Origin of the sequence: Massilia endophytica, assembly GCF_021165955.1 — a bacterium.
GTDB classification, from domain to species: Bacteria; Pseudomonadota; Gammaproteobacteria; order Burkholderiales; family Burkholderiaceae_D; genus Rugamonas; species Rugamonas endophytica.
Window position 1 is genome coordinate 266,702 of the sequence record NZ_CP088952.1, and the last position, 19,339, is coordinate 286,040.

23 protein-coding genes are annotated in these 19,339 nt (G+C 62.8%); 14 read left to right on the forward strand and 9 right to left on the reverse strand.

Annotated features, from left to right (window positions below):
* Positions 1-27 precede the first annotated feature (27 nt).
* The 4 genes from LSQ66_RS01280 to LSQ66_RS01295 form a co-directional block, all read right to left on the reverse strand.
* Positions 28-486, reverse strand: coding sequence for a DUF421 domain-containing protein (locus LSQ66_RS01280; protein ID WP_231768014.1), 459 nt, complete (start codon positions 484-486; stop codon positions 28-30).
* 127 nt (positions 487-613) lie between these two features.
* The gene (locus tag LSQ66_RS01285; protein ID WP_231768015.1) at positions 614-1,360 is read right to left on the reverse strand and encodes a transposase; all 747 of its coding nucleotides are present in this window, start codon (positions 1,358-1,360) and stop codon (positions 614-616) included.
* Positions 1,361-1,479: 119 nt separating this feature from the next.
* A complete protein-coding gene (trmL, locus tag LSQ66_RS01290; protein WP_231768016.1) occupies positions 1,480-1,950 on the reverse strand; it encodes a tRNA (uridine(34)/cytosine(34)/5-carboxymethylaminomethyluridine(34)-2'-O)-methyltransferase TrmL in 471 nt (156 codons plus the stop codon).
* 10 nt (positions 1,951-1,960) lie between these two features.
* Entirely contained in the window at positions 1,961-2,692 is a 732-nt protein-coding gene (locus LSQ66_RS01295) for a ComF family protein (RefSeq protein ID WP_231768017.1), read from the reverse strand.
* A 58-nt stretch (positions 2,693-2,750) separates the two neighbouring features.
* Between LSQ66_RS01295 and LSQ66_RS01300 the strand changes: the two genes are divergently transcribed.
* The 7 genes from LSQ66_RS01300 to LSQ66_RS01330 all read left to right on the forward strand — a co-directional run bounded on the left by LSQ66_RS01300 (position 2,751) and on the right by LSQ66_RS01330 (position 8,636).
* Entirely contained in the window at positions 2,751-3,677 is a 927-nt protein-coding gene (locus LSQ66_RS01300) for a methyltransferase domain-containing protein (protein ID WP_231768018.1), read from the forward strand.
* A gap of 348 nt (positions 3,678-4,025) precedes the next feature.
* Positions 4,026-5,249, forward strand: a complete 1,224-nt coding sequence (gene coxB / locus LSQ66_RS01305) for a cytochrome c oxidase subunit II (protein WP_231768019.1) — start codon at positions 4,026-4,028, stop codon at positions 5,247-5,249.
* A 13-nt stretch (positions 5,250-5,262) separates the two neighbouring features.
* Positions 5,263-6,858: a cytochrome c oxidase subunit I gene (gene ctaD / locus LSQ66_RS01310; protein WP_231768020.1), complete on the forward strand. Its 1,596-nt coding sequence runs from the start codon at positions 5,263-5,265 to the stop codon at positions 6,856-6,858.
* On the forward strand, positions 6,858-6,965 hold the full coding sequence (locus tag LSQ66_RS01315) for a cytochrome oxidase small assembly protein (RefSeq protein WP_231768021.1): 108 nt from the start codon (positions 6,858-6,860) through the stop codon (positions 6,963-6,965). The genes ctaD and LSQ66_RS01315 overlap by 1 nt, the downstream gene beginning before the upstream one ends.
* A gap of 4 nt (positions 6,966-6,969) precedes the next feature.
* Entirely contained in the window at positions 6,970-7,518 is a 549-nt protein-coding gene (locus LSQ66_RS01320) for a cytochrome c oxidase assembly protein (RefSeq protein ID WP_231768022.1), read from the forward strand.
* Positions 7,519-7,528: 10 nt separating this feature from the next.
* Positions 7,529-7,735 carry a DUF2970 domain-containing protein gene (locus LSQ66_RS01325; protein ID WP_231768023.1) on the forward strand — a complete coding sequence of 69 codons (207 nt, stop codon included), beginning with the start codon at positions 7,529-7,531 and terminating at the stop codon, positions 7,733-7,735.
* Positions 7,736-7,775: 40 nt separating this feature from the next.
* The gene (locus LSQ66_RS01330; protein WP_231768024.1) at positions 7,776-8,636 is read left to right on the forward strand and encodes a cytochrome c oxidase subunit 3; all 861 of its coding nucleotides are present in this window, start codon (positions 7,776-7,778) and stop codon (positions 8,634-8,636) included.
* A gap of 64 nt (positions 8,637-8,700) precedes the next feature.
* Here LSQ66_RS01330 and LSQ66_RS01335 read toward each other — a convergent pair whose 3' ends face one another.
* The gene (locus LSQ66_RS01335; protein WP_231768025.1) at positions 8,701-8,904 is read right to left on the reverse strand and encodes a twin transmembrane helix small protein; all 204 of its coding nucleotides are present in this window, start codon (positions 8,902-8,904) and stop codon (positions 8,701-8,703) included.
* A 35-nt stretch (positions 8,905-8,939) separates the two neighbouring features.
* Between LSQ66_RS01335 and LSQ66_RS01340 the strand changes: the two genes are divergently transcribed.
* Genes LSQ66_RS01340 through cyoE form a run of 4 tightly spaced genes read left to right on the forward strand, consistent with a single transcriptional unit; the run spans position 8,940 to position 12,258 of the window.
* Positions 8,940-9,680 carry an SURF1 family protein gene (locus tag LSQ66_RS01340; RefSeq protein WP_231768026.1) on the forward strand — a complete coding sequence of 247 codons (741 nt, stop codon included), beginning with the start codon at positions 8,940-8,942 and terminating at the stop codon, positions 9,678-9,680.
* Positions 9,681-9,738: 58 nt separating this feature from the next.
* Entirely contained in the window at positions 9,739-10,257 is a 519-nt protein-coding gene (locus tag LSQ66_RS01345; RefSeq protein ID WP_231770024.1) for an SCO family protein, read from the forward strand.
* Between the two features lie 10 nt (positions 10,258-10,267).
* Positions 10,268-11,368: a COX15/CtaA family protein gene (locus tag LSQ66_RS01350; protein WP_231768027.1), complete on the forward strand. Its 1,101-nt coding sequence runs from the start codon at positions 10,268-10,270 to the stop codon at positions 11,366-11,368.
* The gene (gene cyoE / locus LSQ66_RS01355) at positions 11,365-12,258 is read left to right on the forward strand and encodes a heme o synthase (protein WP_231768028.1); all 894 of its coding nucleotides are present in this window, start codon (positions 11,365-11,367) and stop codon (positions 12,256-12,258) included. Before LSQ66_RS01350 ends, cyoE begins: the two co-directional genes overlap by 4 nt.
* An 18-nt stretch (positions 12,259-12,276) precedes the next feature.
* On the opposite strand, the gene LSQ66_RS01360 is transcribed toward cyoE, so the two are convergent.
* Entirely contained in the window at positions 12,277-13,323 is a 1,047-nt protein-coding gene (locus tag LSQ66_RS01360; RefSeq protein WP_231768029.1) for an RNA-guided endonuclease InsQ/TnpB family protein, read from the reverse strand.
* Positions 13,324-13,430: 107 nt separating this feature from the next.
* Between LSQ66_RS01360 and LSQ66_RS01365 the strand changes: the two genes are divergently transcribed.
* Genes LSQ66_RS01365 through LSQ66_RS01375 form a run of 3 tightly spaced genes read left to right on the forward strand, consistent with a single transcriptional unit; the run spans position 13,431 to position 15,677 of the window.
* Entirely contained in the window at positions 13,431-14,006 is a 576-nt protein-coding gene (locus LSQ66_RS01365; RefSeq protein WP_231768030.1) for an SCO family protein, read from the forward strand.
* A 40-nt stretch (positions 14,007-14,046) separates the two neighbouring features.
* Positions 14,047-15,111 (forward strand): AI-2E family transporter, encoded by a 1,065-nt coding sequence (locus LSQ66_RS01370; RefSeq protein ID WP_231768031.1) that lies wholly within the window; start codon positions 14,047-14,049, stop codon positions 15,109-15,111.
* Between the two features lie 8 nt (positions 15,112-15,119).
* Complete coding sequence (locus LSQ66_RS01375) at positions 15,120-15,677, forward strand: hypothetical protein (RefSeq protein WP_231768032.1); 558 nt, start codon at positions 15,120-15,122, stop codon at positions 15,675-15,677.
* On the opposite strand, the gene LSQ66_RS01380 is transcribed toward LSQ66_RS01375, so the two are convergent.
* The 3 genes from LSQ66_RS01380 to LSQ66_RS01390 all read right to left on the reverse strand — a co-directional run bounded on the left by LSQ66_RS01380 (position 15,674) and on the right by LSQ66_RS01390 (position 19,334).
* The gene (locus LSQ66_RS01380) at positions 15,674-16,423 is read right to left on the reverse strand and encodes a DUF3108 domain-containing protein (RefSeq protein WP_231768033.1); all 750 of its coding nucleotides are present in this window, start codon (positions 16,421-16,423) and stop codon (positions 15,674-15,676) included. The two genes, LSQ66_RS01375 and LSQ66_RS01380, sit on opposite strands and share 4 nt — an antisense overlap.
* Positions 16,424-16,467: 44 nt before the next feature.
* Entirely contained in the window at positions 16,468-17,808 is a 1,341-nt protein-coding gene (locus tag LSQ66_RS01385) for a hemolysin family protein (RefSeq protein WP_231768034.1), read from the reverse strand.
* Positions 17,809-17,870: 62 nt separating this feature from the next.
* On the reverse strand, positions 17,871-19,334 hold the full coding sequence (locus LSQ66_RS01390; protein WP_231768035.1) for an efflux transporter outer membrane subunit: 1,464 nt from the start codon (positions 19,332-19,334) through the stop codon (positions 17,871-17,873).
* Positions 19,335-19,339 lie beyond the last annotated feature (5 nt).

A 19,339-nucleotide genomic window follows, 5' to 3' on the forward strand; every position in this document is an offset into this window, starting at 1 on the left:
CTTATGAAAATGCTGGCGATTGTAGCCTCAGTTCTGGAGGATGGTGATTTTGCCGTCCGCCTCGAGGAAGGCGCACTTCATCTTCTCCAGGGGACAGTCCGCCTCGCGCAGGGCCTGTTCCACGTCGCCCTCGGCGACGCGGCACTTCTTCACCACCTCATCGAAAATCTTCCCATCGCGGCCGAGGAGGACAGGGGTGCCGTCGATGATATCGGCCATCTTCCGGCTATGCGAGGTGATGTAGGCGATAACCACATTCATCACGATCAAGGTGGTGGCGACGATGACTCCGGCGTGCACCGAATTATCGCCCCCGGTGAGGCCAGGCGACACCGACTCCGACAGCAGCATGACGACGAGCAGATCGAAAGGGGTGAACTGGCCGATAGTGCGCTTCCCCGTGACGCGCATCATCACCAGCAGAAACAAGTAGATTGCGGCCGCGCGCGCCGCGTACTCCCACCAAGGCAACTCCAGATCGAACATAAAAGCACCTCGTCAATTCGAGATGTTTTTATACGACTTTTCATGCCAACATGCCAGCACTCTTCGCCACGGCTGAGCCCGTGTCCAACTCTGGTGCCAGGGAAGAAATTTGGACACGAACTGTGCGCTAGTCGCCTTGACGCTGTTTTTGCAACATGCGCCAAACGGTCTTACTTGAGATTGAGAAAAAATCGGCGATCTCGGCCAAACTGAAGCTGTTTGTTCTGTAGGCGGCAACAATCGCTTGGTCTCGTCCGATGTGCTGAGCGGCAATATCGGATAGGGAGGGGGAATGCGTACCATTGTTGTGCTCCCGCTGCCTGCGGAGGGGATCGGGCTGTCCAATGCCCGCCACCACAAACTGCGCGTAAGCGGCTTTATCACCAAACTGCGAAACAATCCAACTGGTAGTCAGCCAATGCGGAGAATGGGCTAAGCCGCAGCAATATCGATGATGGCTCCAGGCCCAAGCGGCTGGATCGCGCGCCAGCTGTGCCCGCAGCGGATTGAGGGCAATGTATCGCGCGACCTCCAGTAAATGCGACTCGCGTTCGATCAAGAGGGCATAGAAGCGGTCCTGAATGACGTGTCCAGTCAGCTTGTGGCGCCAGTTGAACTTCTTCGCGTACTTACCATTCAGGTAGTGCATCCCCTCCGAGAGATTCGCGAGCCTGGTTTGTACAAGCAAGTGAAAATGATTCGGCGTAAGGCAGAAGCCGTGCACCGTGAAGCCGAATCGCTCGACAGTTTCTCCGAGCATGTCCTGCCAGAGTTGGCGATCATAGTCGTCGACAAAGATGTTCGCGCGACGATTGCCACGAGCCGTAACATGATACAGCGCGCCGGGGAATTGGGTTCGGGAAGGTCTGGGCATGGGTCAAACCATACCCGTGAAAAGCAGGGCCCGACATGCGCAAAATCAGCCTATTCATGAGCTCGTGTCCAAATTTCTTCCCTGGCACCAGAGTTGGACACGGGCTCAGCTGGAAGCTGTCAGCTGCCGCCGGCGTAGCCTTGCTGGCGCCAGGCTTCGTAGACGACTACGGCGACCGTGTTGGAGAGGTTGAGGCTGCGGTTGTCCGGGCGCATGGGGAGGCGGATGCGCTGGCTTGCAGGGAAACTTTCGCGGAAGCCGGGTTCGAGGCCGCGCGTCTCCGAACCGAAGACGAAGACGTCCCCCGGCGCGAAGTGCATGTCGGCAAAGGGCGTGGAGCCGTGGGTGGTCATGGCGAAGATGCGGCCGCTGTCGGGCTGCACCTCGGCCAGGAAGGCGGACCAGTCCTTGTGCACTTTCATGCGCGCAAATTCGTGGTAGTCGAGGCCCGCCCGGCGCAGCTTGGCATCGTCCAGCTCGAAGCCCAGCGGTTCGATCAGGTGCAGTTGCGCGCCCGTGTTGGCGCAGAGGCGGATGACGTTGCCCGTGTTGGGCGGGATCTCGGGGTTGACCAGCACTACGTGAAACAAGTCCTTCTCCTTATTGTTGCGGCGGCGTGCGCGCGAAAACAAAATTGGTGACCCGCCCCGCACCATGCCGCTTGAGCGTTGCCGCCAGTTCGTTCAGCGTCTGCCCGCTGCTCATCACGTCGTCCACGACGCCGATGTGCCGTCCTTCGATGAGCGCGCGGTCCGCCACGCCAAAGGCGTGGGCGATGTTGCTGCGCCGCGCGCCGCCGTGCAGCAGGCTTTGTGCCATCGTGTCCTGCACCCGTATCACGAGCCGCGGCGCCACCGCGATCCGGAGCCTTCGGCCCAGGGGCTTCGCTATTTCGAGCGCCTGGTTGAAGCCCCGCTCGGACAGCCGATCAGGCCCCAGCGGCACGGGACAGAGCAGCGCAGGCAGCGGCAGCCCAGGCTGCGCGCGCACCGCTTCGGCCAGCAGCTCGCCGAAGAGCCGCGCATGCGCGAGCGCCGCGCCGAACTTCAGCTGCAGCACGAGCCGGTCCACCGGCAGTTCGTAGGATGCGGCGGCGACCGTGGCGTCGAAGGCCGGCGGCTGGCGCGTGCATCGGCCGCAGCGTTCGGCCTCACTGACGCCCGCTGGCAGGGGATCGGCGCACACGGGACAGCGCAGCGGCCCGCCCTCCAGGCATTGCGCGCGGCAGGGCGCGCACAGCATGGACGGCGCGGCGAATCCGCACAGCACGCAGCTGCAGGGCAGCAGCGCCTGGGTCCAGCGCGACAGGGCGTCTTGCCAGGCGGTGGCCATCGCGTTTCGCTCCAACCATGTAAACTGCGCACATTATCTCACCGACGCAAGATTATTTATGCAAGTCCCCGCCAATCCGCCGAAACTCAGCGCGCCTATCGATCTGGATCATGTGCGCGCATTGTTTCAACGTCCCGAGCGCACCGCGCCTTCCGATTTCCTGCGCCGCGAGATCGCCCAGCGCATGCACGAGCGCCTGCAGCTGGTGAAGCTGGCGCCGGCCAGGGTGCTGGACGCAGGCTGCGGTACGGGCGCGGACCTTGCCATGCTGCTCAAGGACTATCCCGCCGCCCAGGTGCTGGCGCTGGATGCCTCGGAGCCCATGCTGCGCGCCGCCCGCTCCCAGTCGGCCCCGCAGTCGGGCATCAATCAGCTGATGCGTAAGCTTTTGCCATCGAAATCGGGCATCGACGCCATCTGCGGCGATTTCGCCGACCTGCCCCTGGCCCGCAATGCGGTGGATCTGGTCTGGTCCAACCTCGCCATGCATTGGCATCCGCAGCCGGACCGCGTCTTCGCCGAGTGGCACCGCGTGCTGCGCGTGAACGGCCTGCTGATGTTTTCCTGCTTCGGCCCCGACACCTTCCAGGAGCTGCGCGCCGCGTTCGCCGATGTGGACCTGGCTCCGCACACTCTGCCCTTCGTGGACATGCACGATTTCGGCGACCAGCTGGTGGAAGCCGGGTTCTCAACGCCCGTAATGGATATGGAAAAGATAACAGTGACCTACGAGCAGCCGCAAAAGCTGCTGGCCGACGTGCGCGCCCTCGGCGGGAATCCCCTGAGCACGCGCCGCAAGGGCCTGCTGGGCCGCGCCGCCCATGCCCGCCTGCTGGAAGGACTGAACCGGCAGCGCCGCGCCGATGGACGTATCGGTCTCACCTTCGAGGTGATTTATGGTCACGCTTTCCGCCCCGCGCCGCGCGTAACGAAAGACGGGGAGGCCATCATCCGCTTTGACCTTCCGCGCAAGCCTAAAAATTAGGCAAGGGGTGTGGCGCGGCGTCGCCAATTGACGGGCTGGGCCTGGGGGAAAGGCAAATAGCCTTGATGAAAGAGTGTGTTAATGCTTATAATCCTTGACTAATTTTGCCAGTACTTTGCCCAGCCGGACGCAATCCGGCTGCCGAAGCGGCAGACAGGCAACAATAGCCAGCGTCACCAGGGATATTGGGACGCAGGCGGCGATGTCAAGGTTCCAGCCGCGTTTCCGCTGCAGTTTTTTGCGGAAGCGGGCATGGGGCCTTTAGCTGTTTAGCGCACGGTGCGCGGCCGGTTCGGCGGCGGCGCACAGTGAAGAAAAATTTCTTTATTTTGGGTGGTTGGGGAAAACATGAAACTTGCGAAGCGACTTCAATCGTTGATGCTTGGTCTGGCCGCAGTCGCTGCCGGCCTGCCGGCATGGGCGGGACCTGCAACGACTGGAACCGGCACATATGGCGCCGCAACCGGCGGCACCGGTGGTCCGGTGGTGCACCAGCTGAACCTGCAGCCGCCTTCGACGCACATCGCTGCCGAAATCTACAGCCTGCACAACCTGATGATGATCATCTGCCTGGTGATCTTCGTGGCGGTGTTCGGCGTCATGTTCTATTCCATCTTCAAGCACCGCAAGTCGCTGGGCCACAAGCCAGCCACCTTCCACGAGTCGACCGCCGTTGAAATCGCGTGGACCGTGGTGCCTTTCCTGATCGTGATCGGCATGGCCCTGCCAGCCACCAAGACCGTGGTGGCCATGAAGGACACCTCCAACGCCGATATCACCATCAAGGCCACCGGCATGCAGTGGAAGTGGGGCTACGATTACCTGAAGGGCGAGGGCGAAGGCATTTCCTTCATCTCCAACCTGTCCACCCCGCGCACCCAGGTGGGCGCGCCAGGCGTTGCGCCGACCGAAGCGCGCGGCGAGAACTACCTGATGGAAGTCGATAACGAAGTGGTGGTGCCGGTCAACAAGAAGATCCGCATCGTGACCACCGCGAACGACGTGATCCACGCCTGGATGATCCCGGCCTTCGGCGTGAAGCAGGATGCGATTCCCGGCTTCGTGCGCGACACCTGGTTCAAGTCGGAACACACCGGCGTCTTCCGCGGCAACTGCGCTGAGCTGTGCGGCAAGGAGCACGCCTTCATGCCTATCGTGGTGCGCGTTGTGACGGCCGAAGAGTACACTGCCTGGGTGCAGGGCAAGCAGAAGGAAATGGCCGCGCTGGCGGACGATCCGAACAAGACCTGGACCATCGACGAACTGAAGACCAAGGGCGAAAAAGTCTACACCGCCAACTGCGCGGTCTGCCACCAGGCCAGCGGCAAGGGCGTTCCGGGTGCATTCGCTGCGCTGGACGGCTCGCCAGTGGTCAACGGCCCGAAAGCCGATCAGATCCACGTGGTGCTGAATGGCCTGAAGAGCGGCAAGTACCCGAGCGAAATGCCGGCCTGGAAGCAGCTGTCGGATACCGATATTGCAGCGGTGATCACCTACACCCGCAACAACTGGTCGAACAAGCCAGCCGAAAACATCGTTCAGCCAGCCGAAGTTGTGGCTGCCCGCAAGTAATCAGGAGCTTCACATGAGCACGACGACTATCGATCACGCACACGATCACGGCCACGATCACGCGCACGACCATCCGCATGGCTGGCGCCGCTGGCTGTTCGCCACCAACCACAAGGACATCGGTACCCTGTACCTGTGGTTCTCGTTCATCATGCTGCTCTCCGGCGGCGTGCTGGCGCTGATGATCCGCACCGAACTGTTCCACCCGGGCCTGCAGTACTTCCAGCCTGAGTTCTTCAACCAGCTGACCACCATGCACGGCCTGGTGATGGTGTTCGGCGCCATCATGCCGGCCTTCGTGGGCTATGCGAACTGGATGATCCCGCTGCAGGTGGGCGCTTCCGACATGGCCTTCGCCCGCATGAACAACTTCTCGTTCTGGCTGCTGCCACCGGCAGCGCTGCTGCTGGCAGGTTCCTTCTTCGTGCCGGGCGGCGCCACCGCCGCCGGCTGGACCCTGTATGCGCCGCTGTCGACCCAGATGGGCCCGGGCATGGACATGGGCATCTTCGCGATGCACATCATGGGTGCATCGTCGATCATGGGTTCGATCAACATCATCGTCACCATCCTGAACATGCGCGCTCCCGGCATGACCCTGATGAAGATGCCGATGTTCTGCTGGACCTGGCTGATCACCGCCTACCTGCTGATCGCCGTGATGCCGGTTCTGGCAGGCGCCATCACCATGACGCTGACCGACCGCCACTTCGGCACCTCCTTCTTCAACGCCGCCGGCGGCGGTGACCCGGTGATGTACCAGCACATCTTCTGGTTCTTCGGCCACCCCGAGGTGTACATCATGATTCTGCCGGCCTTCGGTATCGTGTCGCAGATCATCCCGGCCTTCGCCCGCAAGCCGCTGTTCGGCTACGCATCGATGGTGTATGCAACCGCTTCCATCGCGATCCTGTCCTTCATCGTCTGGGCGCACCACATGTTCACCACCGGCATGCCGGTGACCTCGCAGCTGTTCTTCATGTACGCGACCATGCTGATCGCCGTGCCGACCGGCGTGAAGGTGTTCAACTGGATCGCCACCATGTGGAAAGGCTCGATGACCTTCGAAACCCCGATGCTGTTCGCCGTGGGCTTCATCTTCGTGTTCACCATGGGTGGCTTCACCGGCCTGATTCTGGCCGTGACCCCGATCGACATCCAGCTGCAGGATACCTACTACGTGGTGGCGCACTTCCACTACGTGCTGGTGGCAGGCTCGCTGTTCGCGCTGTTCGCAGGCTTCTACTACTGGGGCCCGAAGTGGACCGGCCACATGTACAACGAAACCATGGGCAAGCTGCACTTCTGGCTCTCGCTGATCACCTTCAACGTGACCTTCTTCCCGATGCACTTCCTGGGCCTGGCCGGCATGCCGCGCCGCTACGCCGACTATCCGGCGCAGTTCACGGACTTCAACACCATCGCCTCCATCGGCGCCTTCGGTTTCGGCCTGTCCCAGGTGTTCTTCCTGTTCGCCGTGGTACTGCCGACCATCCGTGGCGGCAAGGCTGCTGGCGACAAGCCATGGGATGGCGCTGAAGGCCTGGAGTGGACCGTGCCGTCGCCGGCGCCGTTCCACACCTTCGAAGTTCCGCCGACCGTCAAGTAATGGCCGACGATAAGAAAAAGAGCAATCTGAAGCTGGCGCTGACGCTGGCTTCGATTGCGATCGTGTTCTTCGTGTCCGTGTTCGTCAAGCGCACCTGGCTGAGCTGAGAAAATGAGTGAAGACCGTGGCTCCAATCTCCAGCTGCTGAAAAAGCTGCTGGTGATCGCCGTAGCGATGTTCGGCTTCGGCTACGCGCTGATCCCGGTCTACAAGCATATCTGCGAAGTGCTGGGCATTAACCAGCTGACGCAGAAGGACGACACGGCGCTGGCGCACAACACGCAGGTGGACAAGAGCCGCAGCGTGACCATTGAGCTGGACAGCAACGTGCAGGGCAGCCTGCGCTTCCGGCCCACGCAGAACAGCATCACCGTGCACCCGGGCGAAATGACGACCGTGGTGTACGAAGTAGTGAATTCGCAGCAGCGCGAGGTGGTGGCCCAGGCAGTGCCGAGCTACGCCCCGCAAAGCGCCACGCCGCACTTCAAGAAAGTGGAATGCTTCTGCTTCAAGCAGCAGACCATGAAGGCGGGCGAGGCAAGGCAGATGCCGGTGGTCTTCTATCTGGACCCGGCCCTGCCGAAGGAAGTGAAGACGATTACGCTGTCCTACACTTTCATCGAGATCGGCGGCCTGCATAACAAGGTCGCGGCGAATTGAGGAGGGAAGGATGAGCGGGAAAGAACCGCAGCGCGCTTCTTTCATGTATGCGATGAAGGCGGTGGTATGGTCGTTTTTCGGCCTGCGCCGCAAGAGCGATTTCGAGAAGGACCAGGTGAAACTGAATCCGGTCCATTTCATCGTCGCTGGCGTATTGGGCGCCGCAATATTTATCGGCTTGCTGATCACGGTCGTCAAGCTGGTGGTTTCACAGTAAAAATTTAGCAGTCTACGGATACCGTTTTTAGGAGATGAAAATGAGTTCGAACAACGCCGCGGCACCGTACTATTTCGTGCCTGGTCCATCGCGCTGGCCTATGCTGGCTGGCATGTCGATGCTGGCGACCATGGCTGGCGCCTCCGGCTGGGTCAATGACGCACCGTGGGGCATGGGCCTGTGCCTGGCCGGCATCGTGTGCATGCTGGCCGTGCTGTGGGGCTGGTTCGGCGACGCCATCGGCGAATCCGAAGGTGGCCTGTACAGCAAGCGCATCGACCACTCCTTCCGCTGGTCGATGGGCTGGTTCATCTTCTCCGAAGTGATGTTCTTCGGCGCCTTCTTCGGCGCCCTGTTCTACGCCCGTTCGATCACCATGCCCTGGCTGGCCGACCTGGATCACAAGCTGATCTGGCCTGACTTCGCTGGCGTGTGGGGCAATGTGGGCCCGGCCGGCACGGTGGACAGCTTCACCACCATGGGCCCGTTCCCGATCCCGACCATCAACACCGCGCTGCTGCTGACCTCCGGCCTCACGCTGACGATCGCCCACCACGCTCTGCGCGCGGGCCATCGCAGCAAGACCGTGCTGTGGCTCGCCGCCACCGTGCTGCTGGGCGCAGTCTTCATGGGCTTCCAGGCTTACGAATACATCCACGCCTACCATGAACTGAACCTGAAGCTGAGCTCCGGCATCTACGGCTCCACCTTCTTCATGCTGACCGGCTTCCACGGCTTCCACGTGACCATGGGCGCGATCATGCTGGCGGTGGTGATGTTCCGTACCATGAAGGGTCACTTCACTCCTGAAAACCACTTCGCCTTCGAAGGCGCGGCCTGGTACTGGCACTTCGTCGACGTCGTCTGGCTCGGCCTGTACGTCGTCGTGTACTGGATGTAAGGGCTGCAAGGCCCAATAAAAAAGCCGCAGCATGCTGCGGCTTTTTGCTTTCAGGGCGATGCGCTCAGCGGATGCCGGTCGGCTGGATATAACCGAGCTTGTAGGCGCCCAGGATCAGCAGGAAGAGCGTAATGGACAGTGCAACGCGCAGCGCCAGCGCATGCACGGTACGGTTGCTGCGCCCCTTGTCGCGCATCAGGAAGAACAGTGCGGCACCAAGGCTGCCGATGATCAGGACGAAGGCAATGACGACGAGCGCGATTTTCATTTTTGCAGAATGTTTGAGTTGAAGGCTGTATTGTAATGCGACTCCGATTCCGCTTTAAACTGATTCCCTTTATCGCCACCGTGCTGCTGGTGGCGCTCGGCGTATCGCTGGGGCAGTGGCAGGACCGCCGCGCCGCCGAAAAACTGGCGCTGGAAGCGAAACTGAAGGCAGGCGCCGAAGCACCGCCGCTGGAGATCGGCGCAGCGCCTGTGAAGGCAGGCGACATCGAATACCGCCGCGTGAAGCTCACCGGCCAGTTCCTCGGCGCCTGGCCACTCTATCTGGACAACCGGCCCTACCAGGGCCGCGCGGGCTTCTACCTGCTCATGCCTTTCCGCATCGAAGGCACAGGCATGCACGTGCTGGTGGCGCGCGGCTGGGTGCCGCGCAACACGGCGGACCGCAACCGCCTGCCCGAAACCCCTGTGCCTTCTGGCACAATCACGATCGAGGGGCTGGCGCGCCTGAACGCGGGCCACGTAATGGAGCTGGGCGAAGCGCCGCCGCTGGGCGCCCAGCTGATCGTGCAGAATGTGACGCCCGCGCAGGTGGCGGAAGCGACGAAATTCCGCTTCCAGCCCTTCGTTCTGGAGCAAACGTCGACGGACGGCTCCGAAGGCAGCGGCCCGTCCGCGCTGGTGCGCGACTGGCCCGCGCCCGCGCTGGGCGTCGACAAACATCGCGGCTACGCCTTCCAGTGGTATGCACTGGCGGCGATGGCCCTCATCTTCTTCATCGTGACTGGATTCAGAAGTGGAAGCAAACCAAGCAGATAAGCAGAAAAAGAGCGGCCGCTGGAAGCTGTTCGCCGTGCTGGCCGTGTGCGCCGCGCCGATGATCGCCTCGTATTTCACCTACTACGTGGTCAAGCCGCAGAGCCGCAACAACTACGGCGCGCTGATCGATCCACGCGAGCATCCCATTCCGGCCATGGCCAGCACCACGCTGGACGGCAAGCCCGCAACGCTCGACGCCTACAAGGGCAAGTGGATCATGCTCAAGGTGGGCGGCTCCGACTGCCAGCAGGCCTGCCAGGACCAGCTCTTCATGATGCGCCAGCTGCGCACCATGCAGGGCAAGGAAATGGACCGCATCGAGCGCGTGTGGCTCATCACGGACAACGAGCCGCTGGAAACCATGCTGCTGCGCGTGAACGACGGCACCCGCATGCTGCGCGCTCCGGCGGACGCGGTGGCGAAATGGCTGCCGGTGGAGCAGGGCGGCAAGCAGGAAGAGCACATCTACCTGATCGACCCCCTGGGCAACCTGATGATGCGCTTCCCCGCCAAGCCCGACCCGGCCAAGGTGAAGAAGGACATCGGCAAGCTGCTCAAGGCATCGGCCATCGGATAAGGCGCCCTACATGCACATGACACTGCTGCAAATGGCGGTAACGGCGCTGCTGATTGCCGTGCTGCCGCTGTCCATGGTCTGGATCTCGAAGGACGTCAACAAGTACCGCAAGCTGGTATGGGTGAGCGTCTTCCTCACTTTCGACCTGATCGTGTTCGGCGCCTTCACGCGCCTGACCGATTCGGGCCTCGGCTGCCCTGACTGGCCCGGCTGCTACGGCGAAGCCAACCCCTTCATCGCGCACGACGAAATCAAGGCGGCGGAAGCGCTGATGCCGACGGGACCCGTGACGGTCTTCAAGGCCTGGGTCGAAATGATCCACCGCTACCTGGCGATGGGCATCGGCATCCTGATCGTGGCGATGATGGTGGTGGCATGGCGCCAGTGGCGCAAGGCGCGCGCGGCAGGCTACGAGCCGGGCTACCCCACACTGCTCTTCTTCTTCGTCTGCCTGCAAGGGGCTTTCGGCGCCTGGACGGTCACGCTCAAACTGCAGCCCGTCATCGTCACCACCCACCTCCTGCTGGGCATGGGCCTTCTTTCCCTGCTCGTCTGGTTCGGCTGCCGCCAGGACAGTATCCGCACCCTCGGGCTGCCGCCTGCGCGGGAACCCGCTGCCCGCCACATGCGTACCCTTGCGGTGACCTCCGGCGTCGTGCTGGCTGTGCAGATCGCCCTCGGCGGGTGGGTAAGCACTAACTATGCAACCCTGGCCTGCACGGAATTCCCGCTCTGCCAGGGCCAAATGGTGCCGGAAATGGACTTCGAGCATGGCTTCCACCTGTGGCGCGAGCTCGGGAAAACCGCCGCTGGCCATTACCTCCCATTCTCCGCGCTGACCGCCATCCACTGGGTGCACCGCAATTTCGCCTTCCTGGTGGTGCTGGTGCTGGGCTATACGGCGTGGCGCGCCTGGCGCATCGAAGGTCTGACGCGGCCTGCCCAGGGTATTGCCGCAGTACTGGCTGTACAGGCCCTCACCGGCGTGGCCACGATTTACCTGAACTATCCGCTCACCATCGCGGTGCTGCATAACGCCGGGGCGGCCCTCCTTGTGCTCTTGCTGACCATGTTAAACTATCGGGCTAAGCACGCAGACCACAAGCAATGAGCACCCAGACCGCAAGCCACAAGCCGAGCCACCGCATCGCCCAGTACTGGGCGCTGACCAAACCGCGCGTTACGCAACTCGCGGTGTTCTGCGCGGTCATCGGCATGTTCCTCGCAACGGATGGCCTGCCGGACTGGCGCATCGTGATTGCGGCCACCATCGGCATCTGGCTCCTCGCGGGCGCCGCCTTCGCCGTCAACTGCCTCGCCGAGCGCGAGATCGATGCCCGCATGGCCCGCACCGCGCGCCGCCCCATGGCGCTGGGCGAAATCTCGGTCAAGGAGACCTTCATCTTCTCCGCCATCATTGGCGGGGCAGGGATGTGGATTCTTTACTCGCTGGTCAATCCCCTCACGATGTGGCTGACCTTCGTCACCTTCGTCGGCTACGCGGTCATCTACACGATGATCCTGAAACCGGCCACGCCGCAGAATATCGTGATCGGCGGCCTTTCCGGCGCCATGCCGCCCGCCCTGGGCTGGGCCGCAGTCGCCAACGACGTGCCGATGCAGGCGTGGCTGCTGGTGCTGATCATCTTCGTCTGGACCCCGCCGCACTTCTGGGCCCTGGCCATGTACCGCCGCGACGACTACGCGAAATCCGGCCTGCCCATGCTGCCTGTCACCCACGGCATGCACTTCACCCAGTTCCACGTGTTCCTTTACTCGATCGCGCTGGCGGCGACCACGCTGCTGCCTTTCGCCGTGAAGATGAGCGGCCTGATCTACCTGTCCAGCGCCGTGGTGCTGAACATCATCTTCCTTTGGTACGCGTGGCGCATGTACCGCCACTACACCGACATCATCGCCCGCAAGGCCTTTGCCTACTCGATCGTCTACCTCTCGCTGCTGTTCGCGGCACTGCTGGTCGACCACTACATCAAGCTCTGACTTGACGTCCTCTCCGCCCTAAAGGACAGAGATTCCTGCTTCCAGCGTCGCACGTCCGCGACGGAGAATGTTTATCGCAGCATTGACATCACGATCATGTACCGTTTCACAATCACTGCAAGTCCATTCTCTTATTCCAAGGCCTGCGATACCTTTCGGCCGCGAATCGGGCAGTGCGCCACAAGTCGAGCAGGTCTGGGTGGTAAAGCGTTCGCTCACTTCCACGTACCGCACGCCATGCCTGATGGCCTTGTACGCCAGCATCTTGCGGAAGGTCGACCAGCCAGCGTCAAGTACGGATTTGGCCAGGCCGGTCTGGGCCAATCCACCAGCATTGATACTACCGACAGCAATATGATCGAAAGCGCGCACCAGCTCCACAGAGCGCTTGTTCAGGAAGTCCAGCCTTTGCCGTGCCGTACGCGCATGGATCGCCTTGACCCGGCGCCGCTTGTGCGCCCGCTGCGCCACCGCCAGCGCGGCTTCCGCCTTGCGGTAAAAGCCAGGCGCGTCGATACGTTCCTTGTTCGACAGCACGGCAAAGTCTTTCAGCCCCAAGTCGATGCCGACACCTTGGCCAAGCGGGCGTATGGGTGGCTCGGCAACTTCGATCACAATATTCAAAAACCAGTTGCCACGCCGGTCTTGGGCGAAGCAGGAGCCATCCCTGATCTTCCCTTCGGGCAGAGGACGCGAATAAAATACGCGGAAGGTATTGCCAGCAAAGCGGAATGCATTGCCTTCCCGATGCAGGTCGCGCCCCTTCATCGGGACCCAACCGAGCGACTTGCGGCTGCGGTAACGCAGGTAGGGCCGGCGGTGTTGCGCGCGGGATTTGGCAAATTGTTCGCACACAGCATTGATGACACCCGAATGCAGACCCAGTTCCTTGCTGCTGCCCGTAGTCAGGTTGTTCAAGTCGAAGCCGGTCAGCCACGGGCGGCCGAAACGCAAGGCATCCTTCTGCCGGTCATTGCAGTAGTTCCAGACAAAGCTCACCGTGCGGGCCTGTTGGTTCAGCAGTCCGGTCAGCGACTTCACACGGTAACGATAGACGAGCACCATACTGTAATTTTATACAGTATTCTATTAAACTCAAGGGGAACAACTGCTTCGCAGTCGACTCCTTTCACTCCCCGCCCTGAAGGGCGCGGTATCCCGGAGCAAATCTGATGAAAAAACTGTTCGCTGCGCTGTGCATGCTGCTGGCCATCGCCGGCTGTTCGGAGAAGAAAGAGGCCTTCACCAATATCGACCTGACCGGCGCCACCTACGCCCAGGGCTTCAAGCTGAACGACCATACCGGCAAGCCGGTCACCCTGGAGAACTACAAGGGCAAGGTCGTGGTGATGTTCTTCGGCTTCACCCAGTGCCCGGACGTGTGCCCCACCACCATGGCCGAAATGGCGGGCGTGATGAAGGAGCTGGGCCCGCAGGCGGACCAGGTGCAGGTGCTCTTCGCCACCCTCGACCCGGAGCGCGACACGAAGGAGCTGCTGGCCCAGTACGTGCCCAACTTCGACCCGCGCTTCGTTGGCCTGTACGGTACGCCGGAGCAAACGAAGCAGACCGCCGCCGACTTCAAGGTCTTCTACCAGAAGGTGCCGGGCAAAACGCCCGAAACCTACACCATCGACCACACGGCAGGCAGCTATGTATTCGACAAGAGCGGCAAGGTGCGCCTCTTCCTGCGCCATGGACAAGGCCCGGCCCCGATCGTCCACGACCTGAAACTGCTGCTTTCCTGATAAGCTTCGCTCCATGAGGTTCAACTGACAGGAACTCTGCATGGAAAAAAGGTTTCAGCCTTACACCCGCCTCGCGGCGATCGTCTTTCTCGTCATCGGCTGCCTGGTGGTGCTGCGGCCCTTCCTCGCCGCGATCCTCTTTGCCTGCGCCATCACCATTTCCAGCTGGCCGCTCTACCTGCGGCTGCTGGACCGCCTGCAGTCGCGCCACACGCTGGCCGCCGCGGTGATGACGGTGTCGCTGATTCTCGTCATCATCCTGCCGCTGGCCCTCGTCACCTGGAACATCGCGGATAACGCGGGCAATGTCTACCGTGGACTGCGCGACGCGCTCAATGCCGGAACCATCGAGCCGCCCGCCTGGATCAGCCAGATTCCCGTGATCGGCGAAACCTTCAATACCTATCTGCTCCGCCTGATCCACAACCGCGAAGAGCTCATTGCAACGGCCAAGCGCTTCATGGAGCCCGCCCGCCACTTCCTGCTCGGCGGCGGCATTGTTCTTGGCAGTGGGGTGGCGCAGGTGAGCCTTGCAGCCTTCGTCAGCTTCTTCCTCTACCGCGACGGCGCCACGCTGCTGGCGGCCCTGCGGACCGGCATGAACAAGATCATGGGCGAACATGCGGTGGAGGTGGCGGATACCGTGAGCCGCACCGTGCGCGGCGTAATGTACGGCCTGCTGGGCACAGCGCTCGCACAGGCTGCGGTGGCCGCCGTGGGCTTCCTGATCGCGGGCGTGCCTGCCGTGGCCCTGCTCTCGGTGGGCACCTTCCTGTTCTCCCTTATTCCCGTTGGTCCCCCACTGATCTGGGGCGGCGCCGCGATCTGGCTGTTCAACCAGGGTGATACCGCCTGGGGCATTTTCATGATCGTCTGGGGCCTGTTCCTGATCAGCGGCGTCGACAACGTGGTCAAGCCCATGCTGATCAGCCGCGGCTCAAGCCTGCCCTTCCTGCTCGTGCTGCTCGGCGTGATGGGCGGCGTGATCGCCTTCGGCTTCGTCGGCCTGTTCATCGGACCCACGCTGCTTGCCGTTGCACTGGGCCTGCTGCGCAACTGGACCGATATCAATCCCGTCGTGCCCGGCCCCGGCGAGAACTCCTGAAAGAAACCATGACTGTAAAATTTGCCGCCGCCCTATTGTTCTCCCTCGCAGCCTGCGGAGCTGCATACGCTCAGCGCGTCGAAGTCGATCCCGGCTTGATGATTGCGCCGCAGACGAACGTCGTCGTACAGGGCAAGGGCCAGAACGGCCGTCTCAGCGCCCAGATCCTCGTTACGGACGATGCGGAGCAGCTGCGTAAATTGTGGAACAGCCCCGATCCCTCCGTGAAGCTGAACGTGACGAGCGCGGCGACCGCTGGAAAGCCTGTCCATGTCTTCATCATGCTCACGGGATGCTCGACCGACAGCCAGGGCAAGTGCAATGTGCGCGTGGTCTACAAATCGCTCACGCCGGGGCAGAAGACCCACTCGCAATCGGCTCCGGAATATCTCGTGAAAGCGCAGCCCTTCAACCAGGACGCCTTGCTGAGCACTGCGCACACGGTGGCCTTCGCGGCAGAGGATGCGCCCGGCGCCTATACCGTGGTGGCGCAACTGGTGGATGTGAACGACTGGACCGGCCTGGAAATCCAGCAGCCGGTCCATCTCATGCCAGCGAAACGTTAATCGATCAGGGTCTTCACGAGCACCTTCCCATCCAGCATGGGACTGATCTGCCGCACCATCTGCTGTGTGGCCTTGGCGAACCAGAACTTCGATTCATAGCCTGCGCGGTTGTAGTCGGTGGTCACCACCCAGCAATCGACCGCGCCCGACGGACCGCTGATGGTTTCCGAACCCATCACCTTGAAGGTGTAGCGCGCGGGCGCCGACAGCCCGCCGGGGTGATAGAAGTTGATCGCCGCCTCATAACCCGCTTCGAGCGGCAGGGTTTGCAGCATTTCGATATCGGTCTCGAAATTGAAGGTCCCTTCGGGCGAGGCCATGTCGAGGTCCTTCTGCGCGTTGTCCGCCAGGTCCTTCTGGCCAGTGATGCGCTCCGGCGCGAAGTTGAACCCCTCCACCGTGCGCTTGCCGTCGCGCTCCGTGATCCGCACGTGCTGCAGCGGGCGGAAAGTGCCCCTATCGAAAGTGGAATCGAGAATCTTGACCGGCGCGGGTTTGCCGACTCCGTCCCAGCGCTGGTGGATAGCCACGCGCTGGCCGTCGAACTTCACGGTGCGCTGCCAGATGTCCATGGGCGTATTCGTCTCGCCGTCCTTCACGTAGCGCAGGTAGCGATGGCTGCCTTCCTTCAGCAGCGAGAAGCGCGGCATGGGGCTGCCGAGGGCGACATAACTGGGTGCTGCCTGCGCGCAGGCAGCGCAGGCGATCAGGGACAGGGCAAACAGCTTGGATCGTGGTGCAGGCATCGCATTCCTCTTCGGGAGTGGGAAAGCGGCTATTATGCGCCTACTCAGTCCTGCTCATCCGTTTCCGCTTCGCCCTCGCCGCGCGGAATGACCTTCACCAGCAGGATGCGCGGGCCGTTCATTTTCTTCACCACGATGTCGAAGCTGTTGAAGCTTACGCGCTGGCCCTGTTTCGGAATGTCGCCCAGCTTGAGCATGATGAGGCCACCCACTGACTCCACTTCGTCCATGCCCAGTTCTTCGTTCTCGATATCGATGCCCAGGGTGCGTTCGAGCGAGAAGATGGGCAGGCTGGCCTTGCCGATCAGCGAGCCATCCGGCTGCTTGAGCCAGTCGTTCTCGTTGAGGCGGAACTCGTCGTGGATCTCACCCACGACGGCGCCGAGCAGGTTGTCCAGGGTGAGGAAGCCCACGGGCCGCTTGCCCTTTTCGCCAATGAGCGCGAAGTGCGGCGCACCTTCCTTGAAGCGGCGGAACAGCTCCATGGCCGGCGTACGCGCCGAGATGGTCTCCACGGGCCGCAGCAGACTCGCGAGGTTCTTGATCGGCCTGCCTGTCTGCTGGGCGAAGAACAGGTCCTTCAGGTGCACCACGCCAAGCACGTTGTTGCCGCTCTCGTCGAAATAGGGATAGCGGCTGAAGCGGTTGCGCACCACGGTCTGCAGGTTTTCCTCCAGCGGTTTCGAGGCATGCAGCGCAATCACCTCCTGGATGGGGCGCATCAGGTCCGATACCCGCAGCTGCGAGAAATCCAGCGAGTTGGCGAGGATATTGCGCTCTTCCTTGTTGAACTGCTCGCCCGGTTTGCTGGTGCGCAGGATCAGTTTCAATTCGTCCGTGGAATAGTGCGACTCATGGCCGCCTGCCTCGCCCAGGCCCGCGATGCGCAGCACCCAGTTGGCGCTCTGGTTCAGCAGCCAGATGGCGGGATACATCATCCAGTAGAAGCCGTACAGGGGCAGGGCGCTGTACAGGCCAATCACTTCCGGCATGCGGATGGCGAGGGATTTCGGTGCCAGCTCGCCCACCACGATGTGCAGGAAGGAGATGGTGACGAAGGCGAATACGAAGGAAATGCCGTGAACGATTTCCGGTGCGCTGATGCCCACGGCCGTCAGCAGCGGTTCCAGCAGCTGGGCGAAGGCAGGCTCGCCGATCCAGCCCAGTCCCAGGGAGGCCAGCGTGATGCCGAGCTGGCAGGCAGAGAGATACGCGTCCAGTTCACCGTGCACCTTGGCCAGGATGCGTCCCTTGAGACCCTGCGTCTTGGCGATGGCGCGCACGCGGGTGCGGCGCAGCGTGACGATACCGAATTCGGCGGCAACGAAGAAGCCATTCAGGGCGACGAGGAAGAATGCAGCAAGGACCAGCAGGAGGTTGCCCATAAGGAGGACGGGTAGTGGAAAACCACCATCTTATCCGACCCGGGCCACCCTTAGCGCAGTTTTCAATGTTTCAAATCGGAAACATCCGCTGCCGGGGTGACAGCAGCGGCCTTGCAGATGGCGAGCAGCCGCAGCGCCAGTGCGGCCTCGCTGCCTACCCGTTCCCGCTCCGCCTGCAGCGCGCCGCGCCGCGCTTCGAGCACGGGCTGCGCATCGCTCAGGCCCCGTTTATGGCGCACCTCCGCCAGGGCCAGGACAGAGAGCGCGCTTTCCTCGCGCTGCCGCCACTGGGCCAGGCGCTGGCGCTCGGCGGCGTAGGCGGACAGCGCCTCGTCCATCTCGTGCCAGGCCGCGAGCACGGTTTTCTGGAACTGGACTGCGGCCTCCTGCTGCTGCAGTTCGCGCAGCAGCACGGTGGCGCGGCGGCGGCCTCCGTCGAATATCGGCAGGCTGATACTGGGCCCGACCGACCACTGCCTGCTGCCCCAGTCGCCAAAACTGCCCGCCGCCACCGATTCCAGACCGGCCGAGAGTCCAAGGGTGATGCGCGGGTACAGGTCCGCCTTGGCCACGCCGATGCTGGCCGTGGCGGCATGCAGCCGGTCCTCGGCCGCCTGCACGTCGGGACGGCGCCGCAGCAGCTCGCCCGGCAGGCCCGCCGAGAGATCGGGCGCGGGAGGCAGGCTGCGCTCCCCCGGCAAGGCATTCAGGGCGCCGGGCGGCTGGGTGCCCAGCAATGTGAGGCCGTTCAGCGCTGCCGCCTCCTGTTCCAGCAGGGCGGGCAGGGCGGCGCGCTGCTGCGCGAGCTGCGCGTCGAGGCGAAGGGTGTCCGTACCGCTCGCGAGGCCCCGGCGCTGGCGGAGGGACGCCAGTTCGAGCAGTTGTTCCGCCGTTTCGATATCGGCGCGGGCGATGTCCTGCTGTTCCTGGGCCGCGCGCAGCTGGAAGTAGCGGCGGGCCACCTCGACGGCGATGGTGAGCTGCATCTGGCGCAGCTGGGCGCTCGCGGCGGAAGACTCGGCGTCTGCCGCTTCGATGACGCGGCGGGTACGGCCCCAGAGGTCAAGCTCCCAGCTGGCATCGAAGCCCGCCTGGTACACCGTGAAGGGATCGCTGAGGACGGAGATGATGGCGTCCCGGCTGCCCGGCGCAAGCGCGTCCGCCATGCGGGTGGCAGCGCCGGATTCGCTCTGGCGCTGGCGCATGGCGCCCCCGCGCGCGCCCAGCTGCGGCCCGAGCTGGCTTGAGGCCAGCCGGCTCTGCACCCGGCTCTGCGCAAAGCGGAGCAGGGCGGTTTGCAGGTCGGGGTTCGCGCTGGCCTGGGCCAGCAGTGCGGCGAGCACGGGATCGTTGAAGCGGGCAAAGGCCGGTCCTCCCGGCAGGCCCGTATCGGCCAGTTCGGCCGCGCCGCCATGCCATTGGCTCCATTGCGACGGAGCGCTGGCACGCGGCGCCTCGAAGTCCGGACCTGCGGCGGCGCAGGCCGTGAGGGCAGCACAGAGCAGGGAGAGGGGCAGGGATTTCATTGTGC

Bases quoted from the DNA above. Each gene is read 5' to 3' on its own strand.
- LSQ66_RS01315 (WP_231768021.1), top strand. From the start codon at position 6,858: ATGGCCGACGATAAGAAAAAGAGCAATCTGAAGCTGGCGCTGACGCTG.
- LSQ66_RS01380 (WP_231768033.1), bottom strand. From the start codon at position 16,423: ATGCCTGCACCACGATCCAAGCTGTTTGCCCTGTCCCTGATCGCCTGC.
- LSQ66_RS01385 (WP_231768034.1), bottom strand. From the start codon at position 17,808: ATGGGCAACCTCCTGCTGGTCCTTGCTGCATTCTTCCTCGTCGCCCTG.
- LSQ66_RS01370 (WP_231768031.1), top strand. From the start codon at position 14,047: ATGGAAAAAAGGTTTCAGCCTTACACCCGCCTCGCGGCGATCGTCTTT.
- LSQ66_RS01285 (WP_231768015.1), bottom strand. From the start codon at position 1,360: ATGCCCAGACCTTCCCGAACCCAATTCCCCGGCGCGCTGTATCATGTT.
- LSQ66_RS01360 (WP_231768029.1), bottom strand. From the start codon at position 13,323: ATGGTGCTCGTCTATCGTTACCGTGTGAAGTCGCTGACCGGACTGCTG.
- LSQ66_RS01350 (WP_231768027.1), top strand. From the start codon at position 10,268: ATGCACATGACACTGCTGCAAATGGCGGTAACGGCGCTGCTGATTGCC.
- LSQ66_RS01345 (WP_231770024.1), top strand. From the start codon at position 9,739: ATGATCGCCTCGTATTTCACCTACTACGTGGTCAAGCCGCAGAGCCGC.
- LSQ66_RS01390 (WP_231768035.1), bottom strand. From the start codon at position 19,334: ATGAAATCCCTGCCCCTCTCCCTGCTCTGTGCTGCCCTCACGGCCTGC.
- LSQ66_RS01300 (WP_231768018.1), top strand. From the start codon at position 2,751: ATGCAAGTCCCCGCCAATCCGCCGAAACTCAGCGCGCCTATCGATCTG.
- LSQ66_RS01280 (WP_231768014.1), bottom strand. From the start codon at position 486: ATGTTCGATCTGGAGTTGCCTTGGTGGGAGTACGCGGCGCGCGCGGCC.
- LSQ66_RS01295 (WP_231768017.1), bottom strand. From the start codon at position 2,692: ATGGCCACCGCCTGGCAAGACGCCCTGTCGCGCTGGACCCAGGCGCTG.
- cyoE (WP_231768028.1), top strand. From the start codon at position 11,365: ATGAGCACCCAGACCGCAAGCCACAAGCCGAGCCACCGCATCGCCCAG.
- LSQ66_RS01365 (WP_231768030.1), top strand. From the start codon at position 13,431: ATGAAAAAACTGTTCGCTGCGCTGTGCATGCTGCTGGCCATCGCCGGC.
- coxB (WP_231768019.1), top strand. From the start codon at position 4,026: ATGAAACTTGCGAAGCGACTTCAATCGTTGATGCTTGGTCTGGCCGCA.
- LSQ66_RS01320 (WP_231768022.1), top strand. From the start codon at position 6,970: ATGAGTGAAGACCGTGGCTCCAATCTCCAGCTGCTGAAAAAGCTGCTG.
- LSQ66_RS01340 (WP_231768026.1), top strand. From the start codon at position 8,940: ATGCGACTCCGATTCCGCTTTAAACTGATTCCCTTTATCGCCACCGTG.
- LSQ66_RS01325 (WP_231768023.1), top strand. From the start codon at position 7,529: ATGAGCGGGAAAGAACCGCAGCGCGCTTCTTTCATGTATGCGATGAAG.
- LSQ66_RS01330 (WP_231768024.1), top strand. From the start codon at position 7,776: ATGAGTTCGAACAACGCCGCGGCACCGTACTATTTCGTGCCTGGTCCA.
- LSQ66_RS01375 (WP_231768032.1), top strand. From the start codon at position 15,120: ATGACTGTAAAATTTGCCGCCGCCCTATTGTTCTCCCTCGCAGCCTGC.
- ctaD (WP_231768020.1), top strand. From the start codon at position 5,263: ATGAGCACGACGACTATCGATCACGCACACGATCACGGCCACGATCAC.
- LSQ66_RS01335 (WP_231768025.1), bottom strand. From the start codon at position 8,904: ATGAAAATCGCGCTCGTCGTCATTGCCTTCGTCCTGATCATCGGCAGC.